30 protein-coding genes are annotated in these 24,190 nt (G+C 61.3%); 16 read left to right on the top strand and 14 right to left on the bottom strand.

The window, feature by feature from the left end:
- Positions 1-22: 22 nt before the first annotated feature.
- Positions 23-472 (top strand): hypothetical protein, encoded by a 450-nt coding sequence (locus tag BM186_RS16885; protein ID WP_074916818.1) that lies wholly within the window; start codon positions 23-25, stop codon positions 470-472.
- 11 nt (positions 473-483) lie between these two features.
- Here the strand turns inward: BM186_RS16885 and BM186_RS16880 are convergent, their stop codons facing one another.
- The gene (locus tag BM186_RS16880) at positions 484-1,524 is read right to left on the bottom strand and encodes a GGDEF domain-containing protein (RefSeq protein WP_074916816.1); all 1,041 of its coding nucleotides are present in this window, start codon (positions 1,522-1,524) and stop codon (positions 484-486) included.
- Positions 1,525-1,709: 185 nt separating this feature from the next.
- On the opposite strand from BM186_RS16880, the gene BM186_RS16875 reads away from it, so the two are divergent.
- Positions 1,710-2,570: a CAP domain-containing protein gene (locus BM186_RS16875; protein ID WP_083431619.1), complete on the top strand. Its 861-nt coding sequence runs from the start codon at positions 1,710-1,712 to the stop codon at positions 2,568-2,570.
- Between the two features lie 13 nt (positions 2,571-2,583).
- Here BM186_RS16875 and BM186_RS16870 read toward each other — a convergent pair whose 3' ends face one another.
- Entirely contained in the window at positions 2,584-3,171 is a 588-nt protein-coding gene (locus BM186_RS16870; RefSeq protein ID WP_074916814.1) for an NADPH:quinone oxidoreductase MdaB, read from the bottom strand.
- A gap of 154 nt (positions 3,172-3,325) precedes the next feature.
- Here BM186_RS16870 and BM186_RS16865 point away from each other — a divergent pair, with 154 nt between their 5' ends.
- Entirely contained in the window at positions 3,326-3,634 is a 309-nt protein-coding gene (locus BM186_RS16865) for a putative quinol monooxygenase (protein ID WP_074916812.1), read from the top strand.
- 82 nt (positions 3,635-3,716) lie between these two features.
- Here BM186_RS16865 and BM186_RS16860 read toward each other — a convergent pair whose 3' ends face one another.
- Positions 3,717-5,726, bottom strand: a complete 2,010-nt coding sequence (locus BM186_RS16860) for a peptidase U32 family protein (protein WP_074916811.1) — start codon at positions 5,724-5,726, stop codon at positions 3,717-3,719.
- Positions 5,727-5,874: 148 nt separating this feature from the next.
- Here BM186_RS16860 and BM186_RS16855 point away from each other — a divergent pair, with 148 nt between their 5' ends.
- On the top strand, positions 5,875-6,519 hold the full coding sequence (locus BM186_RS16855; protein WP_072426310.1) for a YecA/YgfB family protein: 645 nt from the start codon (positions 5,875-5,877) through the stop codon (positions 6,517-6,519).
- 45 nt (positions 6,520-6,564) lie between these two features.
- Here the strand turns inward: BM186_RS16855 and BM186_RS16850 are convergent, their stop codons facing one another.
- Complete coding sequence (locus tag BM186_RS16850) at positions 6,565-7,023, bottom strand: BRO family protein (protein WP_074916809.1); 459 nt, start codon at positions 7,021-7,023, stop codon at positions 6,565-6,567.
- Between the two features lie 118 nt (positions 7,024-7,141).
- On the opposite strand from BM186_RS16850, the gene BM186_RS16845 reads away from it, so the two are divergent.
- Entirely contained in the window at positions 7,142-7,555 is a 414-nt protein-coding gene (locus tag BM186_RS16845; RefSeq protein ID WP_072426308.1) for a transcriptional regulator, read from the top strand.
- A 144-nt stretch (positions 7,556-7,699) separates the two neighbouring features.
- Here BM186_RS16845 and BM186_RS16840 read toward each other — a convergent pair whose 3' ends face one another.
- The 5 genes from BM186_RS16840 to BM186_RS16820 form a co-directional block, all read right to left on the bottom strand.
- Entirely contained in the window at positions 7,700-8,521 is an 822-nt protein-coding gene (locus tag BM186_RS16840) for an HDOD domain-containing protein (RefSeq protein WP_072426307.1), read from the bottom strand.
- Positions 8,522-8,690: 169 nt separating this feature from the next.
- Positions 8,691-9,167 carry a serine protease inhibitor ecotin gene (gene eco / locus BM186_RS16835; protein WP_074916808.1) on the bottom strand — a complete coding sequence of 159 codons (477 nt, stop codon included), beginning with the start codon at positions 9,165-9,167 and terminating at the stop codon, positions 8,691-8,693.
- Between the two features lie 134 nt (positions 9,168-9,301).
- Complete coding sequence (locus BM186_RS16830; RefSeq protein WP_072426305.1) at positions 9,302-9,649, bottom strand: cupin domain-containing protein; 348 nt, start codon at positions 9,647-9,649, stop codon at positions 9,302-9,304.
- Between the two features lie 210 nt (positions 9,650-9,859).
- Positions 9,860-10,378 (bottom strand): phage infection protein, encoded by a 519-nt coding sequence (locus BM186_RS16825; RefSeq protein ID WP_074916807.1) that lies wholly within the window; start codon positions 10,376-10,378, stop codon positions 9,860-9,862.
- Between the two features lie 184 nt (positions 10,379-10,562).
- Positions 10,563-11,654 carry an SMP-30/gluconolactonase/LRE family protein gene (locus BM186_RS16820; RefSeq protein ID WP_074916805.1) on the bottom strand — a complete coding sequence of 364 codons (1,092 nt, stop codon included), beginning with the start codon at positions 11,652-11,654 and terminating at the stop codon, positions 10,563-10,565.
- A gap of 315 nt (positions 11,655-11,969) precedes the next feature.
- Between BM186_RS16820 and BM186_RS16815 the strand changes: the two genes are divergently transcribed.
- Positions 11,970-12,713 carry a class I SAM-dependent DNA methyltransferase gene (locus BM186_RS16815; protein ID WP_074917154.1) on the top strand — a complete coding sequence of 248 codons (744 nt, stop codon included), beginning with the start codon at positions 11,970-11,972 and terminating at the stop codon, positions 12,711-12,713.
- A 35-nt stretch (positions 12,714-12,748) separates the two neighbouring features.
- On the opposite strand, the gene BM186_RS16810 is transcribed toward BM186_RS16815, so the two are convergent.
- Positions 12,749-13,450: an FMN-dependent NADH-azoreductase gene (locus BM186_RS16810; protein ID WP_074916804.1), complete on the bottom strand. Its 702-nt coding sequence runs from the start codon at positions 13,448-13,450 to the stop codon at positions 12,749-12,751.
- Between the two features lie 119 nt (positions 13,451-13,569).
- On the opposite strand from BM186_RS16810, the gene gcvA reads away from it, so the two are divergent.
- The 4 genes from gcvA to BM186_RS16790 all read left to right on the top strand — a co-directional run bounded on the left by gcvA (position 13,570) and on the right by BM186_RS16790 (position 17,507).
- Entirely contained in the window at positions 13,570-14,469 is a 900-nt protein-coding gene (gene gcvA, locus BM186_RS16805; RefSeq protein ID WP_074916802.1) for a transcriptional regulator GcvA, read from the top strand.
- An 81-nt stretch (positions 14,470-14,550) separates the two neighbouring features.
- Positions 14,551-14,775 carry an addiction module protein gene (locus BM186_RS16800; protein ID WP_072426301.1) on the top strand — a complete coding sequence of 75 codons (225 nt, stop codon included), beginning with the start codon at positions 14,551-14,553 and terminating at the stop codon, positions 14,773-14,775.
- Positions 14,772-15,065: a type II toxin-antitoxin system RelE/ParE family toxin gene (locus BM186_RS16795; RefSeq protein ID WP_074916800.1), complete on the top strand. Its 294-nt coding sequence runs from the start codon at positions 14,772-14,774 to the stop codon at positions 15,063-15,065. The genes BM186_RS16800 and BM186_RS16795 overlap by 4 nt, the downstream gene beginning before the upstream one ends.
- Before the next feature lie 342 nt (positions 15,066-15,407).
- The gene (locus tag BM186_RS16790; protein WP_074916791.1) at positions 15,408-17,507 is read left to right on the top strand and encodes a TonB-dependent receptor; all 2,100 of its coding nucleotides are present in this window, start codon (positions 15,408-15,410) and stop codon (positions 17,505-17,507) included.
- Positions 17,508-17,659: 152 nt separating this feature from the next.
- Here BM186_RS16790 and BM186_RS16785 read toward each other — a convergent pair whose 3' ends face one another.
- Positions 17,660-18,355, bottom strand: a complete 696-nt coding sequence (locus BM186_RS16785; RefSeq protein ID WP_074916789.1) for a GNAT family N-acetyltransferase — start codon at positions 18,353-18,355, stop codon at positions 17,660-17,662.
- Between the two features lie 247 nt (positions 18,356-18,602).
- Between BM186_RS16785 and BM186_RS16780 the strand changes: the two genes are divergently transcribed.
- From BM186_RS16780 to BM186_RS16760, 5 genes are all read left to right on the top strand, one after another.
- Entirely contained in the window at positions 18,603-18,875 is a 273-nt protein-coding gene (locus BM186_RS16780; RefSeq protein ID WP_241519862.1) for a hypothetical protein, read from the top strand.
- Between the two features lie 16 nt (positions 18,876-18,891).
- Positions 18,892-19,080: a DUF1289 domain-containing protein gene (locus tag BM186_RS16775; RefSeq protein WP_074916785.1), complete on the top strand. Its 189-nt coding sequence runs from the start codon at positions 18,892-18,894 to the stop codon at positions 19,078-19,080.
- A gap of 122 nt (positions 19,081-19,202) precedes the next feature.
- A complete protein-coding gene (locus tag BM186_RS16770; RefSeq protein ID WP_074916783.1) occupies positions 19,203-19,709 on the top strand; it encodes a PAAR domain-containing protein in 507 nt (168 codons plus the stop codon).
- Positions 19,710-19,711: 2 nt separating this feature from the next.
- Positions 19,712-20,443: an alpha/beta fold hydrolase gene (locus tag BM186_RS16765; protein WP_074916781.1), complete on the top strand. Its 732-nt coding sequence runs from the start codon at positions 19,712-19,714 to the stop codon at positions 20,441-20,443.
- A 1-nt stretch (position 20,444) separates the two neighbouring features.
- A complete protein-coding gene (locus BM186_RS16760) occupies positions 20,445-20,957 on the top strand; it encodes a hypothetical protein (RefSeq protein ID WP_074916779.1) in 513 nt (170 codons plus the stop codon).
- A gap of 49 nt (positions 20,958-21,006) precedes the next feature.
- On the opposite strand, the gene BM186_RS16755 is transcribed toward BM186_RS16760, so the two are convergent.
- The 3 genes from BM186_RS16755 to BM186_RS27035 form a co-directional block, all read right to left on the bottom strand.
- The gene (locus BM186_RS16755; protein ID WP_074916777.1) at positions 21,007-21,468 is read right to left on the bottom strand and encodes a BRO-N domain-containing protein; all 462 of its coding nucleotides are present in this window, start codon (positions 21,466-21,468) and stop codon (positions 21,007-21,009) included.
- A 168-nt stretch (positions 21,469-21,636) separates the two neighbouring features.
- Positions 21,637-22,212, bottom strand: coding sequence for an isochorismatase family protein (locus tag BM186_RS16750; RefSeq protein ID WP_074916775.1), 576 nt, complete (start codon positions 22,210-22,212; stop codon positions 21,637-21,639).
- A gap of 736 nt (positions 22,213-22,948) precedes the next feature.
- Complete coding sequence (locus BM186_RS27035) at positions 22,949-23,605, bottom strand: LexA family transcriptional regulator (protein ID WP_394327906.1); 657 nt, start codon at positions 23,603-23,605, stop codon at positions 22,949-22,951.
- A 229-nt stretch (positions 23,606-23,834) separates the two neighbouring features.
- Here BM186_RS27035 and BM186_RS16735 point away from each other — a divergent pair, with 229 nt between their 5' ends.
- Positions 23,835-24,173, top strand: a complete 339-nt coding sequence (locus BM186_RS16735; protein WP_074916773.1) for a helix-turn-helix domain-containing protein — start codon at positions 23,835-23,837, stop codon at positions 24,171-24,173.
- Positions 24,174-24,190: the final 17 nt, after the last annotated feature.

The raw sequence follows: 24,190 nt of genomic DNA, 5'->3' as shown, positions 1-24,190 counted from the left end.
GAACGGATTTCGCGGAGGTCTCATGACCAGTATCAACAACAGCACGCCTGCCATGCTCAGCTACTACGGCAGTCAGCTCAACAATCGCTCGAGTGCAACCAGTGGCGAAGCAGGCGACCAGGCCACTCAGGACCCGCTGGCCGACCTGAGGCGTTTCGCCAAACAGGTGGTGGCGCGCAGTGAGGGTGGACTGCTGCGTGCGATGCATGGCGGCGCAGCGCAGCCCAGCAACCCGGTGCAGGGCAGTGGCGACAGTCAGCCTGCGGCGCCTTCGGTGATCCAATTGCCGGATGTGATGCAGCTCGATCGCGACGATGCCGCCACGCTGCTGGCGCAGGTACAGAAGATGGTGGACGCCGGCATGGATGGCAGTGTGCGTATCTCCGGCTACAACGGCGACAAGCAGACCGACTCGCTGGAGACCTACCGTCAGTGGTTGCAGGAAAAGGGCGGCGTCAGCATCTACGTCTGATCCGAACCCGTTCAGCCCAGAGCGGGCTCTACGTCCTCTCGGGTAATCACCCGGTTGCGCCCGGCGCGTTTGGCCGCATAGGTGCGCCGGTCCGCCGCCAGCATCAGCTCGTCCAGTGATTGCCCGTCCACCCCGAAGCAGGCCACCCCGGCGCTCAGCGTCATGTGTAGCGTGGCCTCATCCACCGCCAGCGGCTGCGCAGCCAGGCGATCGCGCAGGCTCTCGGCGATTTCTCGCGCTTGCGTCGCCTTGCTGCCTGGCAACAGCACGGCAAATTCCTCGCCGCCCAGGCGGCAGAACAGATCGTTGACCCGCAAACGCTGCGCCAGCACCGTGGCGAAGTGAACCAGGGCGCGGTCGCCGACCTCGTGGCCGAAGCGGTCGTTGATCTGCTTGAAGTGGTCGATATCGACGAATACCAGTGAAAGCGGCGTGCCATTGCGCTGTGCATGGGCACGCTCGCGCTCGAATACCTCGGCCAGCTTCAGCCGGTTCGGCAAGCCGGTCAGGGAATCGGTGGTTGCCTGATCGGTCAGGCGCTGCTCGTTGAGAAGGCGGCTGCGTTCGTAGATGTGCGCAAAGATCATCACCGCCAGGCTGGCCAGGCCTAGATTGGCGATGATCTCGACATTTTGCAGCAATTGATCGGAAGAAAACCGCCGGCTGAAGACGAACAGGCCGATGCCGACGAACAACACCGAGCCGTACATGCCCAGGCGCAACCCCAGCAGCAGGTAGCAGATGATCGGAATCGACTGAATCCAGGCGAACACCGCGAAGCTGGTGTGGGTCTGAGCCAGCGCCAAAATCATGATGCTGAAGAACGGCAGCAGGTAAACCGCGGTCAATAGCTGCAGGTTGCGCGTTCGGTCGACGATGGTCAGCAGATACAGCGACACAGCGGCGTAGCCGATCTCCAGGCCGGCCAGCAGCCAGTTGTCGTGCAGCAGATTGACCACGGAGAAGAACAAACCACCACTCAAGGTGATCCATAGCAAGGCTTTGAGGACCAGGCGACGATGTTGTTCGTTCTTGGCGAAGTAACCGGGCATCAGTGTTCTCTAGCGGGAGAGGCAAGTGCGTAAATTGTTCGATGACGGCAGAGGGCGTCATGCAGGAACCCTGCCGTTCGGCCGCGATGCCAGTGTGCGCGGGCGTTCGATGGGGCCAGGAAACCGGCCATGATCCTGCGCCGGAAATTGCGTCAGAATCACGACGTTAGTTGGGAGAGGGCGGTATGACAACAACAATGGACAAATGGGGATGGCAACGCTGCCTGCTGGCGCTGCTGCTGATGGGCATTGGCGGCGCAGCCCAGGCCGCCGAGGACCTTACGCTGATCGAGACGATCAACAGCTATCGCAGCGAGGTGCAGCGCTGTGGCGTGCAGGCCTCCGAGCCACTGCCGCCGTTGACCAATGACCCACGCCTGATTCTGCCGGCCAATGGCACCGCGGATCTGCAGGATTCGCTGAGCGCGGCCGGTTACCCATTGGTCAACGTACAGGCCATCACGCTCTCCGGCCCGCGCAATGCACAGGCGGCCATGCAGGCATTGAGCGAGAGTTTCTGCCGCGTGCTGCTCGATCCGCAATTCATCGATATCGGCGTCAGCCAGCAGGATCGTGACTGGCGCATCGTGCTGGCACGGCCGCTGCTCAGTGGGCGCCTGCAAACCTGGCAGACCGAGGGGGAAAGTCTGCTCTTGCTGATCAACTCTGCCCGCGCCGAGGCACGCCAATGCGGTGACCAGCGCTTTGCTGCCACCGCGCCGCTGGTATGGAATGCCGAATTGGGTAGCGCCGCCGAGAGCCACAGCCGGGCCATGGCCAACGGCAACTTCTTCGCCCACCAGGGGCGTGACGGCCTGACGCCGGGTGACCGCGCGGAACTGGCGGGTTACAGCGGTACCAAGGTCGGCGAGAACATCGCCGCGGCGCTGGATACCACCGCCAAGGTGGTCGAGGGCTGGCTGGCCAGCTCCGGACACTGCGCCAATATCATGAACCCGGAGTTCAGCGAGCTAGGCGCTGCCTATGCCAACGACCCGCAGAGCGACGCCGGCATCTACTGGACGGCGTTGTTCGGCGGGCAATGAGTGAGCGCCTGCTTCAGTTGACGCCGAACACCTGAGCCAGGTGCTGCTCGTAGCGCGCCACGTCCTGCTCGATGTTCGGCACCTTCATCACGTCGTTGCAGATGAAGGTGGGCAGACCGCTCATGCCGAGGAATTCGTTGGCCTTGTGGAAGGGGAAGTACACCGCGTCCACGCCTTTGCCTTCGAAGAAGTCGGTCGGGTCTTCGAAGGCCTGCACCGGGGCGTTCCAGGTCAGCGACAGCATGTACTGCTTGCCCTGAATCAGCCCGCCGCTGCCGTACTTCTGCGAGGCGTCGGAGCGGGTACGCCCGTCGTTGGCATAAAGGCTGCCGTGGCCGGCGGTGAACACCTCGTCGATGTACTTCTTCACCGTCCAGGGTGCGCCCATCCACCAGCCGGGCATCTGGTAGATCACCACATCGGCCCAGAGGAATTTCTGTACTTCTTCTTCCACGTCATAGCCGCCGTCGATGAAGGTGGTCTTGACGTCGAAGCCGGCGCGGTCGAGGAAGGCCACCGCCGCATCGTGCAGGGTGCTGTTGTACTGGCCGTGGGAGTGGGCGAACGCTTTGCCGCCGTTGAGCAGGACGATCTTTTTCATGGGGGGTTCTCCAAAAATGTGGCGGCAGGTTATCGGGCCCTGCGCGTGCGAAACACCCCGAAGCGGTCAAATGATTGTTGACTGAAAATCATGAAAGGCTAGTCGAATGCTGCGTTAAGGTGAGGCATCTTCCCGCATCGAGGCGCTTGCACCCATGTACGGCTTCATCCTTCACGCCCACACCAGACCCGAGCAGGCCGAGGCCTTCGAGCAACTGTTCCGTGCTTACGTCGAGCCCAGCCGCGCCGAACCCGGCTGCATCGAATATCACATGCTGCGTGACGCCCAGGACCCGACCCTGTTCATCTTCTACGAGGTGTGGGCATCACGGGAGGCGCTGGCCGAGCACACGGCCCTGCCGCACATGCGCGAGTTCCATGACCAGCGCATGGACTACCTGCGTCGTGATTTCGAGATTCGCGAGATCGAGATGCTCAGCCCGGCGAGTGCAGCGCGGGCCTGATTCGCGATCCTTAGGAGCTCGCTGGCGGCTGTTGTGGTAGCCCGGATGCAATCCGGGCTACCGGGAACAGGCGAGGCTGGGCTCAGTGGCTATAGCCCGGCTTCTGACGAATGGTCTTGAGCAGATCGTCCGGGCTGATGTGGCCGACCACCTGGGTCGCGGCGCTGCCCGGCTGCGGCAGGTCGAGGATGTGGCCCTTCATCTTGCCGATGACGTGCATCTCACAGGGTTTGCAGTCGAACTTCAGGGTCAGCACCTCATCGCCGTGCACCAGCTGCATCGGCGCCACCTTGGTGCGCACGCCGGTGACGCCCTTGGCCTGCTTCGGGCACAGGTTGAAGGAGAAGCGCAGGCAGTGCTTGGTGATCATCACCGGCACTTCGCCGGTTTCCTCGTGGGCCTCGTAGGCCGCGTCGATCAGTTGCACGCCATGGCGATGGTAGAAGTCGCGCGCCTTCTGGTTGTAGACGTTGTAGAGGAACGACAGGTGCGATTCCGGGTACACCGGCGCCGGGTCGGTCTCGGCCTTGCGGCTACCACGCGGATGGGCGGCGACGCGCGCTGCGGTCAGCGCCTCGATGGCGTCGCGGCGTAGCGCCTTGAGCTGCGAGTTGGGCACGAAGAACGCCTGCGGGGCATCCAGCGTCACGCTCTGCGCGTGGTAGATGGTGGTGCCGAGCTGGGTGAGCAGGTCGCGCAGGCCATCGAGCGCCTGTTCCGGTTTGTTGGCGACGCCGAACGGGCCGGGCAGGGCGACGTCGACGCTGATGCCTTCTTCACTGGTGGCGGTGAGCTTGAGCGCATCTTCGCGCAGCTCGGCCTTCCAGCTGACGCCGATACGGCGTTCGGCGCTGGTGCGTTGCAGCGCCTGCTGCCAGTTGTGGTCGAGGTTGCGCGAGAGCGGGTGATTCGGGCGCAGACGGAACAGGCCCTCGGGCATTTCGTTGGGCTCGACGCGGTAGCGGTAGCGCTTCTCGCCGTCTTCCTCGAACTCACCCTTGAGTTCGCAGATGTTGGCGCGAAAGCCCACCACTTCACGCTTGACCAGCACGTTGAGGCCGTCGCCATTGGACAGCGGCTCATGGGTGACGGCGATCAGATCGCGCTTGTTGACCTTCTCCACGCTGCCAACCGGCAGGCCGGTAAAGGTGGGCGAATCGAAGGCGCCGATGTCCACCTTGCGCTCGGTGACGAAGTAATCGGTGCTGCCGCGGTGGAAGGTCTTGTCCGGATCGGGCACGAAGAAGTGCGCGGTACGGCCGCTGGAAGCGCGGGCCAGGTCCGGGCGGTCTTCGAGAATGGCGTCGAGTTCGCGGCGGTAGTGGGCGGTGATGTTTTTCACGTAGGCCACATCCTTGTAGCGGCCCTCGATCTTGAACGAGCGCACGCCAGCCTCGACCAGGGCGCGCAGGTTGGCGCTCTGGTTGTTGTCCTTCATCGACAGCAGGTGTTTCTCGTAAGCGATCACGCCGCCTTTCTCATCCTTGAGGGTGTAGGGCAGGCGGCAGGCTTGCGAGCAGTCGCCACGGTTGGCGCTGCGCCCGGTCTGCGCGTGGGAGATGTTGCACTGGCCGGAGAAGGCCACGCACAGCGCGCCGTGGATGAAGAACTCGATGGCCGCGTCTGTGGCATCGGCAATCTGGCGGATTTCCTGCAGGTTCAGCTCGCGCGCCAGTACCAGTTGGGAAAAACCGGCCTGGTCGAGAAACTTCGCCCGCTCAAGGGTGCGGATGTCGGTCTGGGTGCTGGCATGCAGCTCGATAGGCGGAATATCCAGCTCCATCACACCCATGTCCTGCACGATCAGCGCATCCACGCCCGCGTCGTAGAGCTGGTGGATCAGCGTGCGCGTCGGCTCCAGCTCATCGTCATGCAGGATGGTGTTGATCGTGGTGAACACCCGCGCGTGATAGTGGCGGGCGAACTCCACCAGCCTGGCGATATCGCTCACTTCGTTGCAGGCATTGTGCCGCGCGCCGAAGCTCGGGCCGCCGATATAGACGGCGTCGGCGCCATGCAGAATGGCCTCGCGGGCGATCTCGACGTCACGCGCAGGGCTGAGCAGTTCCAGGTGGTTCTTGGGCAAGGACATGGTGTTTTCTTTTATCAGGCTGGCACACGGGCAAGGCGCGCATTGTAGCGGGCAGCGGCGACGAGGGCACTCGCCAGATGCCGGACGGCGCTGGCAACTCGTCCCGATGGCTGTACAGTAGCGGCCTTTTTCAGGCGGAGGCGTGGCGATGGACAACAGAGGGTTGGAGAAGCTCGATCAGTGGCTGCTCAAGTACGGCAACGATGACTCGATCCTGTCCGCCAGCGAGCTGGACGGTTATTTCGCCGCCATCGTCTCCGGCCCGCGCCAGGTCGCGCCGGCCGTCTGGTATTCGGCGATCTGGGCCGGCCAGCCGCCGCAATGGCCCAGCGACAAGGATGGTGAGCGTTTCATGAAGCTGGCGGTGGAGCTGATGAGCGAGGCGGCCTACATGCTCAGCGAGGAGCCAGATGACTATGAGGCGATCTTCCTGGCCGACAACAACGGCAAGGGCGAGAAGCTGATCGTTTCCGAGTGGTGTGCGGGCTACCTGCGTGGTGCGGCGGTTGCCGGTTGGCTGGAGCAAGCGCTGCCCGAGTCGGCGCAGGCGGCCCTGGCGCTGATCACTCTGCACGGCGACGAAAGTGGCAGCGAGACGCTCAAGGCCATGACCGATGCCGAATACGACGCCAGCACAGCGATGCTGGAACCGGCCGCCGTCGAGCTTTACGAGTACTGGCAGCAGAACCTGGACCCGCTGCTGCCGGTTCGCCGTGATGACGCCAAGGTCGGGCGCAACGACCCGTGCAGCTGCGGCAGCGGCAAGAAATACAAGCAGTGCTGCATGCGCTGACCGGTCGCTGTCAGCAAGTCTGGCGAGCGGGCCCCGGTGTCGTGCTCAGCTGCAGCACGGGTCCTCGCTCATCGCCAGCAGCTCCGCCCGGGTGCCGAAAACCTGCATCACGTCATTCACCGACATCCACCAGTCGTCGTGCCACTTGAGTACGCGCAGGCGTTTGTTTGCCGTGCTCAGCTGTCGATAGCTGGGCAGGCTGGAGCTGCTGAACAGGTGCGGCAGCAGGACTTGGCAGAGCCAACTGCGCAGACGTTCAGCGCGTGGGCTGGTGCTGCTCAGGCTCAGGCGTAGCAGGTTCTCCAGGTCGATCATGGCTTGAGGCGTTTCCTCGTTGCCGAAGAGAATGCCTTCCGGTCGACAGTGAAGCAGCAGGGCGGCTTGTTCGTCGGCCAGTTCCAGGGCCTGGCAAATGGTCTGCGCGACGAACCAGAAACGGCCATCGGCGGCGCGCTGTACGGTGAGACGGATGTCTTCGAAGACGGGGTTGATCGGACTGGTCATGGCGCCCTCCCTAGTGCGTGAAACAACGGCCTGTTGAATGCGATGAAACCATGAATTTCATTTAATATACAACTTACTGTTCAATCAAGCATGGAAGCGGAATTTAACGTCCGCGTCCATGACCGAGAAAACCGAATTCGCCCAGCGCCTGCGTAGCGCCATGATTGCGGCTGGATATCCAGATCGCCCCGCCGTGCTCGAACGCGAGTTCAATTCGCGTTACTGGGGCCGTTCCGTGACCTTCCAGGCGGTTTCCCGCTGGTTGCGTGGCGAGGCGATACCGTCGCAGGACAAATTGCAGGTGCTTGCCGAGTGGCTGCGTATTGAACCGCAGGTACTGCGCTTTGGCGCACAGGCCGGTGCCGCCGTACGCGAGCAGCGTGGCCGTTGGGAAGATCCCAAGTTCTATCAGGAGCGCGAGGTGATCGAGGCCTTCCTGGCTCTGCCTGCTACGCAGCGCAAGGTCGTGCGGGAGGTCGTCATGGCGCTGGCCATCGCGGCCAAGGCTGACTCCGGCAAGAAGCCAGGCTAAGGATCAGGCTGGAGTCAGTCGTGGTTGTGGTTGTCAATTTCCTTCCGGCAAGGCTTGCCCGGCGCTGACTCGAGGGAGATCACCTGGTGTTCCCAAGAGCCTGCTCAAAGCTCTGGCTCGCGAGACGTTGAGCAGGCTCTGTGTTCAGCCCAGCAGTTCGGCAAACGCCTTGTCCGCCTCCAGCACCGCTGGCAAGGCTTCGAACAGTTTGTTCAGGTCGACTTCCTCGAACAATGGGCCTTCCAGGCTCTGTCGTGCCTGTTCGCTGACGCCGTCCAGCTCGATGGTTTCCGCGACTATCACCGACTGTGCGACCAGGCGCGCGTAGCGGCCATCACTGGGCGCCTGAGTCGGACGTGCCTGATAAGCGATCGCTTGCTGGATAAGCGCCGGCAGCTGCCAGCGGCGCGCCAGTTCAGCGCCCACTTCCGGGTAGCCGAAGCCCAGTTGCAGGGTTTCCTCGGCGGCGTGGGCGGCGGCCTCGCGTTTCGGATGACGGTTCATGCGCCGGGCGAAATCCGGCGCGCCGGTCTGGATCAGCAATTCGCCGATGTTGTGCATCATGCCGCAGGTGAAGGCGGCGTCGGTGTCCAGCTTCAACTGCTTGGCCAGGCTGCGGGCGATACTGGCGACGCGAAAGCTGCGAATCCAGAAACCCTTGAGGTCGAAGCCGGTATCGACCTGAAACGCGCCCGTCATCGCCGAAGCCAGCACCAGCGTGCGCAGGGTGTTGAAGCCCAGGCGCATGGCGGCGTCCTCGACGCTCACCGCTTCACGGGCCCCGCGAAAACGTGGCGAGTTGGCCAGGCGCAGCACCTTGGCAGCGATAACCGGGTCGCGCTCGATATTACGCGCCACGCTTTCCAGGCTTGAGGCAGGGTTGTCGAACTGTTGGATCAGATCCTGCGCAACCTTGGGAATGCTGGGCAGGGTATGCAGTTGGGCGAACAGACTCTCTATGTCCATGGCAACTCCGATACGTACGAACGCTGCAGTGATGGCTGATGAAAAGTGCTCCTTGAGCATAGCTGTGCCTATCGCTGCAGCCAGTCCCATAACCGCTATCTAGAGCCTTTTTCATGGGTGTTACCCGATTGAAACACCAGCCCCGAGGGGCTGGCATGTCGGGGAGGGCTTACTGACGCGGTGCGGTGCTGGTTTCGGCGGCTGCAGACCACACGCGGTAGCGCACTTCGACATCCTTCGGCGCGTAGATCACCAGCGGCAGCTTGCTGTTGTAGCGCACCAGTTGTGGCTCACCGCCAACGCGCACGAAGGCCTGCTTGCGGCTGCCGTCCGGGCAGGCCATCAGCGTGCTCATGGCCGGGCCGACCTGGCCCAGCTCGTAGTAGCTGTAGCCCCAGCCTTCCACGGTCTTTTCCTGCCACTGACCACCCAGGCGTTGCTGGTTGCAATCCACTTCCAGGGTCTTGCCGGCGATGATCTCAACCTTGTGCTCGGCTTCATTGGCTTGCGCCGGCAGCTCGATCACATGGCGGTTATAGCCGTCGGCAGCGGCGGGGTAGGGCTTGAGCGCCTCCGGGGTGGCGGCGCAGGCGGCCAGCGGCAGGGCGCAGGCGAGGGAGAGCAGCGGCAGTTTGAGTCGGTTCATGATGATTCCTTGCTGAAAGGCCTTGTGGGCCGTCCGTGATGAGGGAACCGCCAGGTCGGCGGCGCAGCACTGACCGTTTTGAATAGGCCAAGTTCCTGCGTTTTTCAAGCCGCTGCTCCGCTGTCAGCTCAGCGTCAGGCGAACACGAAGTACTTGCGCACCGTTTCCACTACTTCCCAGGTGCCTTTCATGCCGGGTTCAACCACGAAGATGTCGCCGGCCTTGAGGTGAATCGGCTCCATGCCGTCCGGGGTGATGATGCAGTAGCCTTCCTGGAAGTGGCAGTACTCCCACTTCACGTACTCCACCCGCCATTTGCCGGGCGTGCAGATCCAGGTGCCCATGATCTTGCTGCCGTCTTCGGAGGTGTAGGCATTGAGGTTGACGGTGTGCGGCTCACCTTCGATGCGCTCCCACTTGCAGGCATCGACGACGGGCATCGGCTGGGTATCGCGCAGAACGGTGATCGGTTTGTTGGCCATGGGGTGCTCCGGTGAATGATCAAAGGGCGTTCACCATAGAGCGGGGGCGGGGCGGTCGATTGCCTGGGGTCGACACGGGGCTGCTCATTCGCGCAGTGCGCGGGGCTTTCTATTCCTGAAAAAACCAAGGCCGGCTTATCAGGCCGGCCTTGTGGGGCTGCGCTTGCCATCGAGTCATACGACGTTCTCGATCAGGTCATAGGGAAGGTGTCAGGCGGTGCGGTTTTCGATCAGGCGATCGGAGCCACCTTCGGCAACGCGGTTTTCGATCAGACGATCAGAGCCACCTTCGGCAACACGGTTCTCGATCAGACGGTCAGAACCACCTTCGGCAACACGGTTCTCGATCAGACGGTCGGAACCGCCTTCGGCAACACGGTTCTCGATCAGGCGATCGGAGCCACCTTCGGCAACACGGTTCTCGATCAGACGATCAGAGCCACCTTCAGCAACGCGGTTTTCGATCAGACGATCAGAGCCACCTTCGGCAACACGGTTTTCGATCAGACGATCGGAGCCACCTTCGGCAACACGGTTCTCGATCAGACGATCAGAGCCACCTTCGGCAACACGGTTTTCGATCAGACGGTCGGAACCACCTTCGGCGACGCGGTTTTCGATCAGACGATCCGAGCCACCTTCGGCGACTACAGGTTGAGCGGAAGAAGCGGCAAATACGTTGGCTGCCAGTACGGAGAAAGCAAAGCTGAGGATGAGTTGGCGTTTCATGGTGTGGTGCTCCAGGGGGTTGTGGTTGGGTATGGAGCAGATGTTACGCACTGGATTTTTTCAGAGAACTTCATTGGCATGATGGTGAACATCGATGCGACTGATGCTTGCTGTAATGGCCGAAATAGAGCGTTCCAAGCCTATTGGAAAGGCGCGCCACGGCCGGCTGGCCGTGGCGCGGCGGTTAGTTGATGAAGGTGGCGCCGCGTGCGTTGACGAACAGGGAATAGATGCCATGGCTGCTGGCCATGAACAGGCGATTACCTTTCTCGCCGCCAAAGCAAAGGTTGGCGCAGCGTTCCGGCAGTGAGATATGACCGATGGCCTTGCCCTGCGGGTTGAACACGCGCACGCCATCAAGCTTTTCCGGGTCGCTCTCGGCCGAGCCATTGCTGCCCCAGCCGCACCACAGGTTGCCGAACTCGTCGCACTTGATGCCATCCAGCGCGCCAGTGTCGGTGGCTTCGATGTGTTTGCGGCGTTGACCGAGGCTGCCGTCGTCGTTCACCTGATAGGCCCACACCAGGCGGTGCGGCTTGGCGCGGCCCTCGACGATGTACAGGGTCTTTTCGTCGGGCGAGAAGCACAGGCCGTTGGGGCCGGCCAGATCCTCGATCACACGGGTGACCTGCTGCGTTTCGCCGTCGATGCGATAGACGCCATGGGGCAGCTCCGGCTCGATCTTGTAGCCCTCGTAGAAGTTGCCGGTCTGGAAGGGCGGATCGGTGAACCAGACCGAGCCGTCACGCTTGACCACCAGGTCGTTCGGCGAGTTGAAGCGCTTGCCCTCGAACGCATCGGCCAGCACGGTAATGCTGCCGTCGTGTTCGGTGCGGGTGATGCGCCGGCCAACGTCCTGAGTGGTCGAGCCCTCGCAGGCGATAAGCCGGCCCTGGCGGTCGCGCACCAAGCCATTGGAATAGTTCGATGGCTGGCGGTAGACGGCCAGCGACTGGCTGATTTCGTCCCAGCGCATGATGCGGTTGTTGGGGATGTCGCTGACCAGCAGGTAGCGACCGTCGCCGAACCACACCGGGCCTTCGGCCCAGCGGATGCCATCGGCAAGCTTTTCCACGCTGGCGTTGAACAGGCGCAACTGCAGGAAGCTGTCATCCAGCGCCTTGACCGCGCCGGATGGGTAGCGCAGATCGAGAGGCTGTGTGGCGTTGGCCAGTTGCGGCAGCAGAGAGGCAGCGCTGGCGGCGGCAGCGGAATAAACCAGCGACTGCTTGAGGAAATGACGGCGTGAGCCGTCGGGGCGTTGTTCGTCATTCATCGTGAGGTTCCTTGTTGTTCTTGTTGATCGCGGGTGCGACGCCATGAACTTATACGATGTATGACAACCATGAAAGTGGTTCAATTCTGCCATGAGCGCTTGATAGTCCAAGATCATCTGCCTGGATTGATAATGGCTGGTTCGTTCACCGGGTGAGTGCGGCGTTGACTCGGTTGTGTCGTATGATGACTTGCACGAGTTGCCTCCTTTCCCGAACGAGTGCTGCTGATTCAAGGCGTGCCACATCAAGTCAATGCTCAGCTGCATCGGTCATGAGCTATGATGCGCGCCCTTCGTCCTCACGCGCCTGTCATCATGTCCGGCAATGCCCTCTATACCGACCTGTCGGGTTACTACGATCTGATGTGCGCGGACATCGACTACGCCGCCCAGAGCCACTGTGTGCAACGCTTGCACCAACTGTTCGGTAACGGCGGCAAGCGCCACCTCGATCTGGCCTGTGGCACCGGCCCGCATGTGCGCCACTTTCTCGATGCCGGCTATGTAAGCAGCGGCCTGGACATCAACCAGCCGATGCTCGACCGCGCCGCCCAGCGCTGCCCCGAGGCACGCTTTGCCCGGCAGGACATGTGCGGTTTTCAGGTCGACGAGCCGCTGGAGCTGATCACCTGCTTTCTCTACTCCATCCACTACAGCGCCAGCATCGAGCGGCTCAAGGCCTGTATCGCCAGCGTGCACGGCGCCCTGGCGGCTGGCGGAGTGTTCTGTTTCAACGCCGTGGACAAGCAGTGCATCGACAACGCTTCGTTCGTTTCCCACAGCACACGGCATGCCGAAGGGCAGTTCCGCTTCAGCTCCGGCTGGTACTACCGCGGGGAAGGCGATGCGCAGGCGCTGCGCCTGCGTATCGAACGCAGCGTCGCCGGGCAGACCGAGGTCTGGCACGACGAACACCCGATGGTGGCGGTGAACTTCGCCGAGCTGCAGAGCCTGCTGGCGCCGTACTTCGAGGTGCAGGTGCTGGAGCACGACTATCAGCGCCTGACGCCGTGGGATGGCAGCTCCGGCAACGCGCTGTTTGCCTGCACCAGGCGCTGAGGCGAGGCAGCGTTAGCCTCAGGCTGGCCATTGCCTCACGCCGGCTCTTCGACGCGCTCGGCTTGCAATGAACGCTGCAGCTCGGCCACCAGCGCATCGACCTTGCCCAAGGCCTGTTTGACGGATTCGGCGAGCAGTTCACCGCCGACTTCCTGACCCTCGATGGCAACCTGGTGCACACGGGTGATGCCGATGAAGGCGAGTGCGGTGATCAGGTTCGGCTCCAGATGGTTCATATGCGCCATCTCTCCGCCCACATCGAAGCCGACGCCGCCGCGCGCCGTGAGGATCACCGCATGGCGCGGCCGGTCGGCCAGCCTGGGTACATAGGGATCGAGCGGGTTGCTTTCATCCACATCCACCGTGCGGCCAGGGCGTACCACCTGGTCAATCCACGCCTTGAGCGCGGCGGGCATGCCGAAGTTGTAGAGCGGCGTGCCGATCACCAGCACGTCGGCGGCGATCAGTTCATCCACCAGGCGATCGCTTTCGGCCAGGGTGTCGTGCATCCAGGCCTCGCGTTTCGGCTCGGGCGTGAAGGATGAGGCGATCCAGTCATGGCTGATGATCGAAGGCGGATTCTGGCCGATGTCGCGGTAGGTGACGACGTCCTGCGGGCGGCGCGCCTGCCACTGGCTGACGAAGCGATGGCTGAGATTTCGGCTGTGCGAACCGTGCTGATCCTTGCCGGCGAGGCCGGGGCGGGCGCTGGCGTCGAGATGCAAAATATGGGTCATGATGAGTCTCCTGCTTGAATTTGAATTCATCTGTGATTAGCAGCAGAATCAGGCTAAGTTCGCTCCATTCGGGCGACAAACGATCAATTTTTTTCGCAATGGATGAGGAAAACTCAGGCATGAGCCGGCGCCGACTCCCTCCGCTTTCCGCCTTGCGCGCCTTCGAGGCGGCCGCACGCCACGAAAGCGCCAAGCAGGCCGCGGAGGAGCTTTCCGTTACCGCCACAGCGATCAGTCACCAGATTCGCGCGCTGGAAGAATCCCTCGGTGTCGCGCTGTTCGTGCGCAAGCCGCGGCAGTTGGAGCTGACCTTGGCCGGACGTGAACTGCAGCAGGTGCTGGAAAGCGCCTTCGACAGCATCGGCGCCGCGGTCGAACGCCTCAGCGCGACGCCCAGCCGACAGGCCATTACCCTCAGCACCACGCCGGCAGTGGCCGTGCGCTGGCTGCTTTCCTGGGTATGCATGCTGCGCGACTCCCACCCCAATATCGACCTGCGTATCCACGCCTCGCATGAGCCAGTGGCACTCGATGGCGTCATGGCGGATATCGCCATTCGCTACGGTGACGGTCGCTGGCCAGGTCTGGTGGCGGAAAAACTCTTCGACAACACCTTCGTCCCGGCCTGCAGCCCGTTGCTGGAGCTGCACGAAGCCGCCGATTTGCCTAGGCATACGCTGATCCACTTCCGCAACCAGGCAGCGATCTCCTCGCCGATGGACTGGGCCGTCTGGCAGAAACAGGCTCAGGTGCCGGGGCTGGATGTCAGTGCCGGGTTGGTGTTCTCCGACGAAACCCACGCCGTCTCGGCGGCCGTCGGTGCCCAGGGTGTGGCGCTGATGAGCCGGCAACTGATCGAGGACGAGCTGAGAGAGGGACGACTGGTGCAGCCCTTCGGCCCGGAGCTGGAAGGCAAGCCGTTCTTTCTGGTGTACCCGGAGAGCCGCATAAATGACCCGACCATTCTCGCGGTGCGGGAGTGGATCATGGCGGTGCCGGGTGGGTTGTGTTCGCTGTGACGACTGCCTAAGGGCCACAGCCATGGCACCCGCCAGGCATCCGTGCCAAGATTTGCCGGTAAACAAGCGAGAGGTGAAACCATGGATCTGCAGAAGATCGAGGATGAAGCCCTGCATCTTTCCAAGAAGGAGCGGGCGCAGCTGATCCAGCGTCTGGTCTTGAGCCTGGATGCCCCTTCGGAAGACGAACTGCGATCAGACTGGTTGCTTGAAGCACAGCGGCGTGCACAAGAACTCGATAGCGGCTCGATTAAGGCGGTGCCGGGTGATGAGGTAATGAAGAAGGCCAGAGCCCTGATTCGATGAAGTATTTTTTCCACCCGGCAGCGGAAGCCGAGTTTCTGGAGTCAGTCGGTTATTACGAATCGAAGGTTCCTGGATTGGGTGGGGCATTGATCAACGAGTTTCAGGCCTTGGCTACATTGATTGGCGAGTCACCCATGGCCTGGCGGATTGAACTTGAACCAGATATTCGCAGCGTCTCCCTTCGGCGTTTTCCGCTATCGATCATTTACCGGCCAAGGCCTGACGGCTTCCAGATTCTGGCCGTTGCCCATCACCGCCGCCGTCCGCAGTACTGGCTTGGCAGGCTTTGATTCCGGGCTTTCCAGATATCCCACCAATGCTGCCGCATAGGAGCCACCCTGCAACATGGGTAATGCCCTGCATCGGAACTCCTGAGCGTTGAACCGCGATTTTCAATCAGTGGCCACTGGGCTGAAGGTGATAGGCATCCCGCGCTCTGAGTGACCTTTAGCAACGCTCGATGGCCTGCATAGTCCCGGGCGGGAATAACGCCACCTATGCATTGCTGCGCTTCAAACCATTCATGACGTGAGCGGATGGGAAGGCGATAAAGAAATACTTATAGATATTAAATGAAAAGGATTATCATGCGCGCCCGTTAATCAATCACCACTGTCTGGATGCGTGCTGAGATGTTCTCCCTTTCGCGACTAACCCCCGTTTCGCTGGGCTTTTCCGCTCTACTGACAGCCGGCTTCGCCTGCGCTGCCCCGGCTAACCTGCCCGAGACTGTGGTCTATGGCGATGTCGACGAGGAAGCCGATAACCCTCGCGTCAAGGAGGTCAGTACCGCTACCCGCACTGCCACGCCGGTGCGCTACGTGCCTCAGGCCATCGACGCACTGAAGACGAGCAATGTGCTGAACTATGGCATCAACGATCTGGGCAAGGCCCTCAGTGGCCTGCCCAACGTCAGCAGCGGGGCGGATACGCGCTTCGACAGCCTGCGCATTCGTGGCTTCGATGCCAGCAACGACTTTTACCTGGACGGCGTGCGCGATGACAGCCAGTACGTGCGCGACCTGCACAACATCGAGCGTATCGAGGTGCTCAAGGGGCCGGCGGCCGTGCTCTATGGGCGTGGCAGCCAGGGCGGTATCGTCAATCGCATCAGCAAGGCTCCCGAGGCCGGGCGCCGCTCCACGCTCGAGGCACAAGGCGGTAGCGAAGACCTGCGCAGCCTGTATGCCGACCTCAGTGCCGACCCTTCCGACACCATCAGCCTGCGCCTGAACATGGGCAATGAGGACAGCAACAGCTTCCGTGACGGCGTCTCCAGCCATCGCCAACTGTTCGCGCCGTCCATGAGCTGGCAACTGACGCCTGAGCTGAACTGGCTGGTACAGTACGAATACAGCCGTTTCGACCGCACCCCGGATCGTGGTATTCCCGGCGTTGGCGGGCGCCCGGCGGACGTCAAGCGCGGCACCACCTATGGCGATGACCGCGATTTCATTGACGACACCACGCAATCATTGCGCTCCAGGCTGACCTACGAATTGAATGACAACTGGCAGCTGCGTCATACCGCCAGCCTGTTCAAGCTCGACAGTGACTTCGACAACACCTACCTGACCGGCTTCAACGCCGCTACCCAGCGCGTGACCCGGCAACGCTGGCAGCAGGATCTGCGTACTCAAAACCTGTTCAACAACCTGGAGGCCGAAGGCACCGTCGACACCTTCGGCTTCGAGCATCGTCTGCTGACCGGTGTGGAAATCGGCAGCCAGCGTCGTGACCCGAAGCTTTACAGCGCGCTCGCCGTCAACCAGGGCGGCCAGGCCGTACCTGCGCTCGACCTGTACAACCCGGATCGCAGCCAGAGTCACCGGGGCGCCATGACCCTTTCCAGCAACAACCACACCGAAGTCGAAAGCCGTGGCATCTACGTGCAGGATCAACTGCGCATCAATGACCAGTGGCAACTGCTGGCCGGCCTGCGTTACGACGAGTTCGAGGTGGCCACCACCAACAAGCTGCGCAACCTCAAGGAAGATCGCAACAGCTACGGCCTCAGCCCGCGCGCCGGTATCGTCTGGACGCCGCTGCAGCATCACTCCTTCTATGCCTCCTGGAGCAAGACCTTCTCCCCGGTCGGCGGTGGCCTGATCGGCATCACCCCGGGAGCCTCGGGCAATGGCAACGAACTCGAGCCCGAACAGACCCGGCAGAAGGAAGTTGGCATCAAGAGCGACTGGCTGGATGAACGCCTGAGCACCACCCTGGCCGTATACGAGCTGGAACTGTACAACCGCCGCACCACTGACCCGAACGACCCGACCCTGACCATCCTCACCGGCCTGCAGCGCTCGCGCGGTATCGAACTGACCGCTACCGGCCGACTGGTCGGCAACTGGTACCTGCGTGGCGGCATCGGCCTGCAGGATGCCAGCATCGTCAAGGACAACAACGGCCTGGAAGGCAACCGCGTCAGCAACGTCGCTAAGCGCAATGGCAGCCTGTTCATCACCTGGAAGCCCGAGCTGGGCTGGTACGCCGAAACCGGCGTGACACTGGTTGGCCAGCGCTTTGCCGACAACCAGAACACCACCGTACTGCCTGGCTATGGCGCGTGGGACGCGCTGGCCGGCTACCGCCACAAGGACTGGGACATTCGCGCGGCGCTGAACAACATCACCGACCGCACCTACTACAGCTCCGCCACCAGCGCCGGGCAAATCCGCCTGGGAGACCCGCGTAACCTGGTGGTCAGCGCCAGCTACTCGTTCTGACCAGGCCAGAGCCCCTGTCGTAATGCTCTATCAGCGTTGGCGGGCGTTCAACGTCCGCCAACTGCGCGTGTGCATGCGTGGTGTCGGCTGACCGCCACAGGTGATTGCAATCGGCGTTTCGTGAAACCCCACGGCTAGCGTGGGGCATCGCCTCAATGCAGCGCGCGTGAAGGCAGGCGCTCGTCGACCAACTGCTGAGCCTGCAGGGCGAGCGCGTCGAGGTGCGCGTCACGCTGTTTTTCCGCCTGTTGCATGGCGCGCTGGCCGTGCTGCTTGAGCAGGTAGGCGTGAATCTGCCTGACTTCAGTGGAGGCAAACACCGGCGCCAGGTCGGCGACCGCGACCATGCCGCTGGAACGATAGTCGCGGCTGCTCATCACCACCAGCGCACCCTGGGCGGCCAGCACCTGCAAACCCAGGGCCTCGAACAGCGGCACCTTGTCTGCCACGCAGGCCAGCTCCAGGTGCGGGCGTCGCTCCTGCACGCGTTGCAGCAGCGCCCGGCCGATGCCCTGAGCGCGCTGCTCGCTGTGCACCGCCAGGTAGGCGAGGGTGCAGGCGGCAGCATCGTCCGGGCTCGGCAGATACAGGGCAAACCCCAGCACACGGGCCGGGTCTTCATCGTCCAGCGCCAGTAGCAGCTGCACGGGGCCTTCGGCCTCGCCGTTCATGGTCTGCAAGTGCAGATGCAGCTCATAGCCGATCACGTACTGGTACAGCTGATACAGCGGATTACTGGGCAGCAACGGTACCGCGCTGACATCGGCGAAGTAGTCCACCACCATCTGCTGCACCTGGCTCTTCAGGGACTCGGGCGGCGGGCTGCTGAGGTGGGTAAGGGTGAACATCGGTATATGGGGTCCGCTGGCGAATGCGTGGGCCGTGGATTGTAACCCGCGGGCCGCTTTGCTCGGGCGCCATAATCGCTCCCGTGCTCGGCGTGGGTTGCCGGTGACGCTCTGCGCTGCGGATGCCATTGTTCAACCTCGATCCATCTGTTCCCTCTGGCCGTTGAGCGCCTCGGGTAACATGGTGGCGCAGTGAACTCGGACCCAGAAGAACCTTATGCCATCGCCGAAACGAAAGTACTCAGCTGTGGAGCGCGAACTGATCCGCACCCTGACCCTTGCCTGTGAAACGGCGAAAAGCGAAATCGTCGGCTTCCAGTGGCTGACCCATGACGTGGACTTCGAGCGGTTTCCGCAGAGCCTGCGCGTGACCTGGATGTTCGACAGCGAAGCGAGCAGGGCGCGGGCACTCGCCAGCCCGGACAAGGCACGAATGTTGGAACTGACCCAGGCCGCTTTCGATGAAGTGGGCATCAGCGTTTCCAGCATCGCCACCCATGTCGCGTTTTCGGTCGAGTAGCCGGCAAGGGGCAAGCGTGGCCAAGGACATTGAGAACCCCTGCGTGTCGCTGTGTCAGCTCAACGGCGAGCTGTGCGTCAGTTGTGGGCGCACGCGCGAGGAAATCCGCAAGTGGCGGGGCATGAAACGGCCCGAGAAGATGGCGACCGTGCAGAAGGCGGCGGCGCGGATGAAGGCGATTGCCAGGAAGAAAGGTAAAGGCTAGCGATCAGGGGCATGTTTCCAAGCTTGAGCAATGGTTCAAGGTAGAGCCGTACCAGATCATTAAAATGCCACCACGGAGTACAGCGTTCTCTCATCGAAGATCTTGGATCAAGGAGTGTATGAATGAGCGGCAAACCTGCTGCGCGTCTCAGCGACCCAACCGCCTGCCCGATTCCCGGGCATGGCACCAACCCCATCGTCAGCGGTTCCGCTGATGTCCTGTTTGACGGCCTCAGCGCCGCTCGGCTTAGTGACACGTCGGCCTGCGGCAGTGCGATCGCTTCCAATGTGTCCCCCACCGTATTCATCAACGGTCTGAATGCCGCGACGCTGGGCAGTGTTGGTGGGCATGGCAATACGATCATTGCGGGGTCAGGCACCGTGATCATCGGCAATAGTGGCGGCGGCGCTCCCTTTACACCGGTCGCGCCACTGAATATTCAGGCTGCTTTCAGTGATCGCTTCCAATTGATCGACAAGCGCAGCGGCAAGCCGATTGCCAACAGAGACTATGCCGTCAGACATGAGGATGGGCGCATCGAATATGGGCAATCCGACCAGCAGGGTTTTACTTCTCTGATCATCAACTCCAGCCGTGCTGAACAGGTTGAAATTTACGTGGAAAACTGAGCATGGACGCCAGAACAATCATTTTGCCGAGCGGCAAGGGCGCCGCGCTTGCAGCAATCCAGACCTTAACCCCGGCAACCAGCCCGCATGCCAAGACCGTTGCGGTAGAAAGCTTCCGCACCGTGGTGTTCTTCATTGGTGGAGCAGGTGACAAGGAGTCTTATTATTTCGCGGGCCCCTACAGAAATATTTTCTATGCCAAGGAGTCCTTCGACCGACGTGTGAAGGGGGCAGGTAAAGAGGGTTCCTATGTATCTCACTATCTGGGATACAACGAGGCGCGGGGCGCCAGTGACATTCAGAACGTGATCGCCTCGAAAATTCCTGACAAGGTGACACCCGTATACATCGTTGGTCATAGCCTAGGTGGCTGGAACGGTGCTCATCTCTCCAACATCCTGCACTCGAATGGGTATCAGGTTGAGATGTTGATAACACTGGACCCCGTGGGGGAAGGCGCCTTGGTCTGGCTGGGTTCGGATATCTATTACAGCAAGCCACAGCCCAAGTCGGTTTTCTGGATAAATGTGCGTGCGAATCCGCGCGTGCCAGACAGCTCAGACTCCGTGGCTGAATTCGGGGAACGTTGGTCTGTCGGTAGTGGGCCAGACGTCAACCATGTCATGGATATCAACCACTACAACGCGCGGGATATGTTTTGTAACCCCATGGCGGATGGACTATCTGCTGAGGATTACATGTTCGAATCCGTTGTGAGCTACATGAGGCGGTAGGATGTTCAGGTTCTTTCTGATTGGTCTGGTACTTCTGGGTAGCGGTTGTGCCAAGGGGCATGGCAAGCCGATTGCTGCTTTGCATTACGATTCGATTAGCGCTCAAGCAGACGCTCGCTTCTATGATTTGCGGTTCCGCTCGGATGTCGATCTGCTCAATTTGTTTGGCCCTGGAGAGGCCTTCGTAGGCGGAATGATGTACTGCGCCCTGGACGATGATGTGGATTTTTCGGTCGGGCACTTCATGAAGACGTTGGCCTCTGGTTTCGTCGAGCGCGATACCCGGCATGAAGGCGGGGATGGCTTTGCATTCGTGGCTGCCTTGTCTTTCAACGAGACCCTCGATGAAGGCACAACTACGCGAGCATTGGGTGACGAAGCGATTCGTTCGCTGGTCGCTAACAAGGGCTCCATTCCCTGCCAGTACGTGGCGACCGTCTATGGCGCCAAACCCTATCACTCTGGAGCCTTTCAGATACCCACCGCCGATATCCTGCGCGAGCTGGATAATTAGCGCGTCAGGTGGATGACCTTCTGGCCATCCACCCTCTGAGTGGCGCTGGTTACGCAGGCCGATAAGGCATCCAGGTATCACCTTGCCAATGCAGCAACGACAGTCCCTGGCGATTCTCGCGCTTTGGTCGGTGCTGGTCGGGCTGTGCGATATCGCGCAGCATCGGCACCACGTCGGCGGTGATCCAGCGGCGGATGCAGCGGTTCTCCGGGTGGTAGTAGTGGATCAGTGCGGCATAGACGCCGGATTCGCTGATCAGCCGTGTCGTCTCCGGTTGGCCGTGGGTATTGAGCACCACGGCATCGATTAGCTGGTCGGCATCGAGCGTGCGTGCAGCGCGTTCGTCCAGATGCGGCTGGCCGATCAGCCGACCAAGATCCGTTGCGCAGAACCAGCATTGCTGCTCGATCAGCAGCGCGCGCAGTTGGCGGCGGTGGCGGGTGAAGGTCTGGGGGATCAGGATTTCGCCGGGAAGGGCGGGGATTGCGGGGGATGCGGATTGGGTAGGCATATCCATTACCTCAATGGAATACACCGCTGCTTTCGGGAGCAGTATTGCCGCTGCGTGAAGCGTTTCTTAGGCGCTGTGGCTCAGGGTAGAGGTGTGATTGTGGATGGTCAATGGCGTATGGGGCGTAGGGTGGATGACGCTCTTTTCATCCACCGTTGGGTGCAGCGGTTATTCGGGTTGCTCGCCGAGTCGTGTGATCACATCGTCTGATGACATGACCTCAGCATATTCGGCGCCCAGGATGGCCAAGGTCAGCTTATGCACGGTCGAGGCTTCCCAGCGGGTTCCACCTGGCCCTGTTACAGGCACGGCGGTTGTGGCATCTGACGGGAGGATGATGCTGTACCCGAGCGCTCTGCCTGCGCGGATGGTGGCATCCATGCTGTTGTGAATCACAACGCCCGTCAGCACGATGCGATTTGCGTTCATTGCCTTCAGCGCGGCATCCAGTTGGGTGCCTATGAACGCGCAGTTTTCATGCTTGATGATGACGGCTTCGCCCTTTATCGGCGCGACTTCCTGTTTGATGCCATTCCAGGGGCCGTGAAGGTAATAGCTCGACGTGGGCGTCTTTTCATCGTGTTTTACGTGAAGGACGGGCCAGCCATTTGATCGCCAGAATTGCAGGAGGCGTTGGATGACGGACAGGTAACCGGGATTACTCTTGCCATCCCAGACGGGCTGATCGATGGCGTCCTGAACGTCGAGGATGATCAAGGGGATTGGACTGGGCATGGCCGGCATTTGGTGTCGTCTCCTTACGATGAAGGGGCAGTGTGCTGCAGTGTTTTTCTATCAACAACCATGACAGCCCCGATAGCTTCAGCATTTCGGTGTGGTAGCCAATTTTTGATGCTCAGCGTCGCCAGCAGACCCGTAGGGTGGATGACGCTCTTTTGATCCACCATCAGCGGTTGTGCGGGCTACTCGCTACGGAGTGAACACGCCGCTGATGTGGTGATTTGGATACCGGTTCCGCCCTTACGGCGGGTCACTTCTGGCAAACGCCCCAGAAGTAACCAAGAGGGCTTGCCCCTACCATTCGGCCCGACTTCGTCGGGTTCCCTCGCTCCATCGTCGTTCCAGGGGCACGCCGCGAAGGGCCATCCCTGGCCCATCGCGGCTCTCGCGGCATCCATGCCGCTCAACCCCTTACACAACGATTCCACTCGGCCTCCTGACGGGGCTTTTGGCGTCGTCTGCGAGATTGATGTTCCAGCACTAAACAAAGCGAGAGCATCGCGGCGCCAGTGTGAGCTAGTGGGAGTATTGGCACAGGTCAAGAAGCGCGTCGGAAGAAGCCGGATAAGGCCGGGGGATGGCGGACGGCCAAGCGGGGCGCGGGGTTCAGGCGGGTGAGCAGCGCGGCGGGTGGTGAAACAGTGCCAAAACTCGCGAACACGGAAACGGCAGGATTTCACAGGGGGATTTGGCACTGCCGTTTGAGGCGGCAGAGCGGGCTTCCCTGCCCGTCACTTCTCTAGACCATCCAGCCACCGGCCCAGACGACGCGGCCGATGATGTGCAGCTCGGCCAGGCGATCCCTGGGCACCATCATATCTTTGTATGCGGCGTTGTGGCTGATGATCAGCACCGAGCCATCGAACTGGCGCTGCAGGCGCTTGGCATAGAGATGGTCATCGAGCATGACCACATAGACACCCTCACCCTCAAGCGCGTTGCGGCTCAGGTCGATCATGACGGTGTCGCCGTCATCGAGCAGCCCAAGCATCGAGTCACCGTCTACGCGCAAGCATGCCAGATTAGCGGGCGTCAGACCCTTCTTGCGGAGCGAGTAGCGGGTGAACGACAGGTTCACCAGTACGCGGCTGCGCTCATTCCAGGCGCCACTGCCTGCGCTGCAGCGGGCGTCGTACAGAGGGACATAGGCATAGGCATCGCTTTCTGCCACTGGCGCTTCTTGCGCTCTAGTCTCCATGAACATTTCCCCTCGCCCTGTCGCAATCCAGTCCAGGGATATGCCCTTTCCAGAGGCTAGAAGGGCAACGGAGCCAAAGGCAGGCATCCCATCGCCAGATATCCAGCGCTGCAGAGACGAAAGAGCAACCTGAGCAGTGGCGGCAGCCTGTTTTCGGGATTCGTACAGATCTGCAACGGCAGCTATTCGGCTTTCCATTCCCGTATACGGAAAAGAAAGTTCCTCGCCAGACGCTTTCCCTTGTTTCTTTTCTTCGTAACCCATTGATTTATAAGACCTTAAAACCGTATTCAGTTGCGAGGCCCGTTTTCGAGAAAAGAAAGTCTCGAAAACAGTTTTACAGATCCTGTTTATGGGTTATGTTTATGTCGTAAGGCACGTTAAACATCCCGAAAACGCCACCCCGCCAGGTGGTATGGATCAAGACATGAACACAGCGGAAATCCCATCTGACCCAGCACTGCGCTGGGAGTGGATCAAGTTCCAGCTACGGGCCAAGGGCACGTCGCTGGCGAAGCTGGCGCGCGAGCAGCACGTCACAGGGCCAGCCCTGAAGAACGTGAAGCGCACGCCCTACCCACGTATGGAGCGCGTAATCGCCAAGGCTCTCGGCCTTACTGTCCAGGTGCTTTGGCCGGAACGCTGGGATGCCCATGGCAACCCCAATCGTCAGCGCCCCAAGCGCCCAGAGGCTATGTCCGCGCGTATGCAAAAGCATAACGCAGCTTGTGACCTTGGGCACCGTAAAACAGGGACGGATAACTAGACATGAGTCGCGTAAAA

It is taken from the genome of Ectopseudomonas toyotomiensis (assembly GCF_900115695.1).
In the GTDB taxonomy this organism is placed as follows: Bacteria; Pseudomonadota; Gammaproteobacteria; order Pseudomonadales; family Pseudomonadaceae; genus Aquipseudomonas; species Aquipseudomonas toyotomiensis.
This window is presented reverse-complemented; position numbering and strand designations above follow the sequence as displayed.

Bases quoted from the DNA above. Each gene is read 5' to 3' on its own strand.
- BM186_RS16885 (WP_074916818.1), top strand. From the start codon at position 23: ATGACCAGTATCAACAACAGCACGCCTGCCATGCTCAGCTACTACGGC.
- BM186_RS16880 (WP_074916816.1), bottom strand. From the start codon at position 1,524: ATGCCCGGTTACTTCGCCAAGAACGAACAACATCGTCGCCTGGTCCTC.
- BM186_RS16875 (WP_083431619.1), top strand. From the start codon at position 1,710: ATGACAACAACAATGGACAAATGGGGATGGCAACGCTGCCTGCTGGCG.
- BM186_RS16870 (WP_074916814.1), bottom strand. From the start codon at position 3,171: ATGAAAAAGATCGTCCTGCTCAACGGCGGCAAAGCGTTCGCCCACTCC.
- BM186_RS16865 (WP_074916812.1), top strand. From the start codon at position 3,326: ATGTACGGCTTCATCCTTCACGCCCACACCAGACCCGAGCAGGCCGAG.
- BM186_RS16860 (WP_074916811.1), bottom strand. From the start codon at position 5,726: ATGTCCTTGCCCAAGAACCACCTGGAACTGCTCAGCCCTGCGCGTGAC.
- BM186_RS16855 (WP_072426310.1), top strand. From the start codon at position 5,875: ATGGACAACAGAGGGTTGGAGAAGCTCGATCAGTGGCTGCTCAAGTAC.
- BM186_RS16850 (WP_074916809.1), bottom strand. From the start codon at position 7,023: ATGACCAGTCCGATCAACCCCGTCTTCGAAGACATCCGTCTCACCGTA.
- BM186_RS16845 (WP_072426308.1), top strand. From the start codon at position 7,142: ATGACCGAGAAAACCGAATTCGCCCAGCGCCTGCGTAGCGCCATGATT.
- BM186_RS16840 (WP_072426307.1), bottom strand. From the start codon at position 8,521: ATGGACATAGAGAGTCTGTTCGCCCAACTGCATACCCTGCCCAGCATT.
- eco (WP_074916808.1), bottom strand. From the start codon at position 9,167: ATGAACCGACTCAAACTGCCGCTGCTCTCCCTCGCCTGCGCCCTGCCG.
- BM186_RS16830 (WP_072426305.1), bottom strand. From the start codon at position 9,649: ATGGCCAACAAACCGATCACCGTTCTGCGCGATACCCAGCCGATGCCC.
- BM186_RS16825 (WP_074916807.1), bottom strand. From the start codon at position 10,378: ATGAAACGCCAACTCATCCTCAGCTTTGCTTTCTCCGTACTGGCAGCC.
- BM186_RS16820 (WP_074916805.1), bottom strand. From the start codon at position 11,654: ATGAATGACGAACAACGCCCCGACGGCTCACGCCGTCATTTCCTCAAG.
- BM186_RS16815 (WP_074917154.1), top strand. From the start codon at position 11,970: ATGTCCGGCAATGCCCTCTATACCGACCTGTCGGGTTACTACGATCTG.
- BM186_RS16810 (WP_074916804.1), bottom strand. From the start codon at position 13,450: ATGACCCATATTTTGCATCTCGACGCCAGCGCCCGCCCCGGCCTCGCC.
- gcvA (WP_074916802.1), top strand. From the start codon at position 13,570: ATGAGCCGGCGCCGACTCCCTCCGCTTTCCGCCTTGCGCGCCTTCGAG.
- BM186_RS16800 (WP_072426301.1), top strand. From the start codon at position 14,551: ATGGATCTGCAGAAGATCGAGGATGAAGCCCTGCATCTTTCCAAGAAG.
- BM186_RS16795 (WP_074916800.1), top strand. From the start codon at position 14,772: ATGAAGTATTTTTTCCACCCGGCAGCGGAAGCCGAGTTTCTGGAGTCA.
- BM186_RS16790 (WP_074916791.1), top strand. From the start codon at position 15,408: ATGTTCTCCCTTTCGCGACTAACCCCCGTTTCGCTGGGCTTTTCCGCT.
- BM186_RS16785 (WP_074916789.1), bottom strand. From the start codon at position 18,355: ATGTTCACCCTTACCCACCTCAGCAGCCCGCCGCCCGAGTCCCTGAAG.
- BM186_RS16770 (WP_074916783.1), top strand. From the start codon at position 19,203: ATGAGCGGCAAACCTGCTGCGCGTCTCAGCGACCCAACCGCCTGCCCG.
- BM186_RS16765 (WP_074916781.1), top strand. From the start codon at position 19,712: ATGGACGCCAGAACAATCATTTTGCCGAGCGGCAAGGGCGCCGCGCTT.
- BM186_RS16760 (WP_074916779.1), top strand. From the start codon at position 20,445: ATGTTCAGGTTCTTTCTGATTGGTCTGGTACTTCTGGGTAGCGGTTGT.
- BM186_RS16755 (WP_074916777.1), bottom strand. From the start codon at position 21,468: ATGCCTACCCAATCCGCATCCCCCGCAATCCCCGCCCTTCCCGGCGAA.
- BM186_RS16750 (WP_074916775.1), bottom strand. From the start codon at position 22,212: ATGCCGGCCATGCCCAGTCCAATCCCCTTGATCATCCTCGACGTTCAG.
- BM186_RS27035 (WP_394327906.1), bottom strand. From the start codon at position 23,605: ATGGAAAGCCGAATAGCTGCCGTTGCAGATCTGTACGAATCCCGAAAA.
- BM186_RS16735 (WP_074916773.1), top strand. From the start codon at position 23,835: ATGAACACAGCGGAAATCCCATCTGACCCAGCACTGCGCTGGGAGTGG.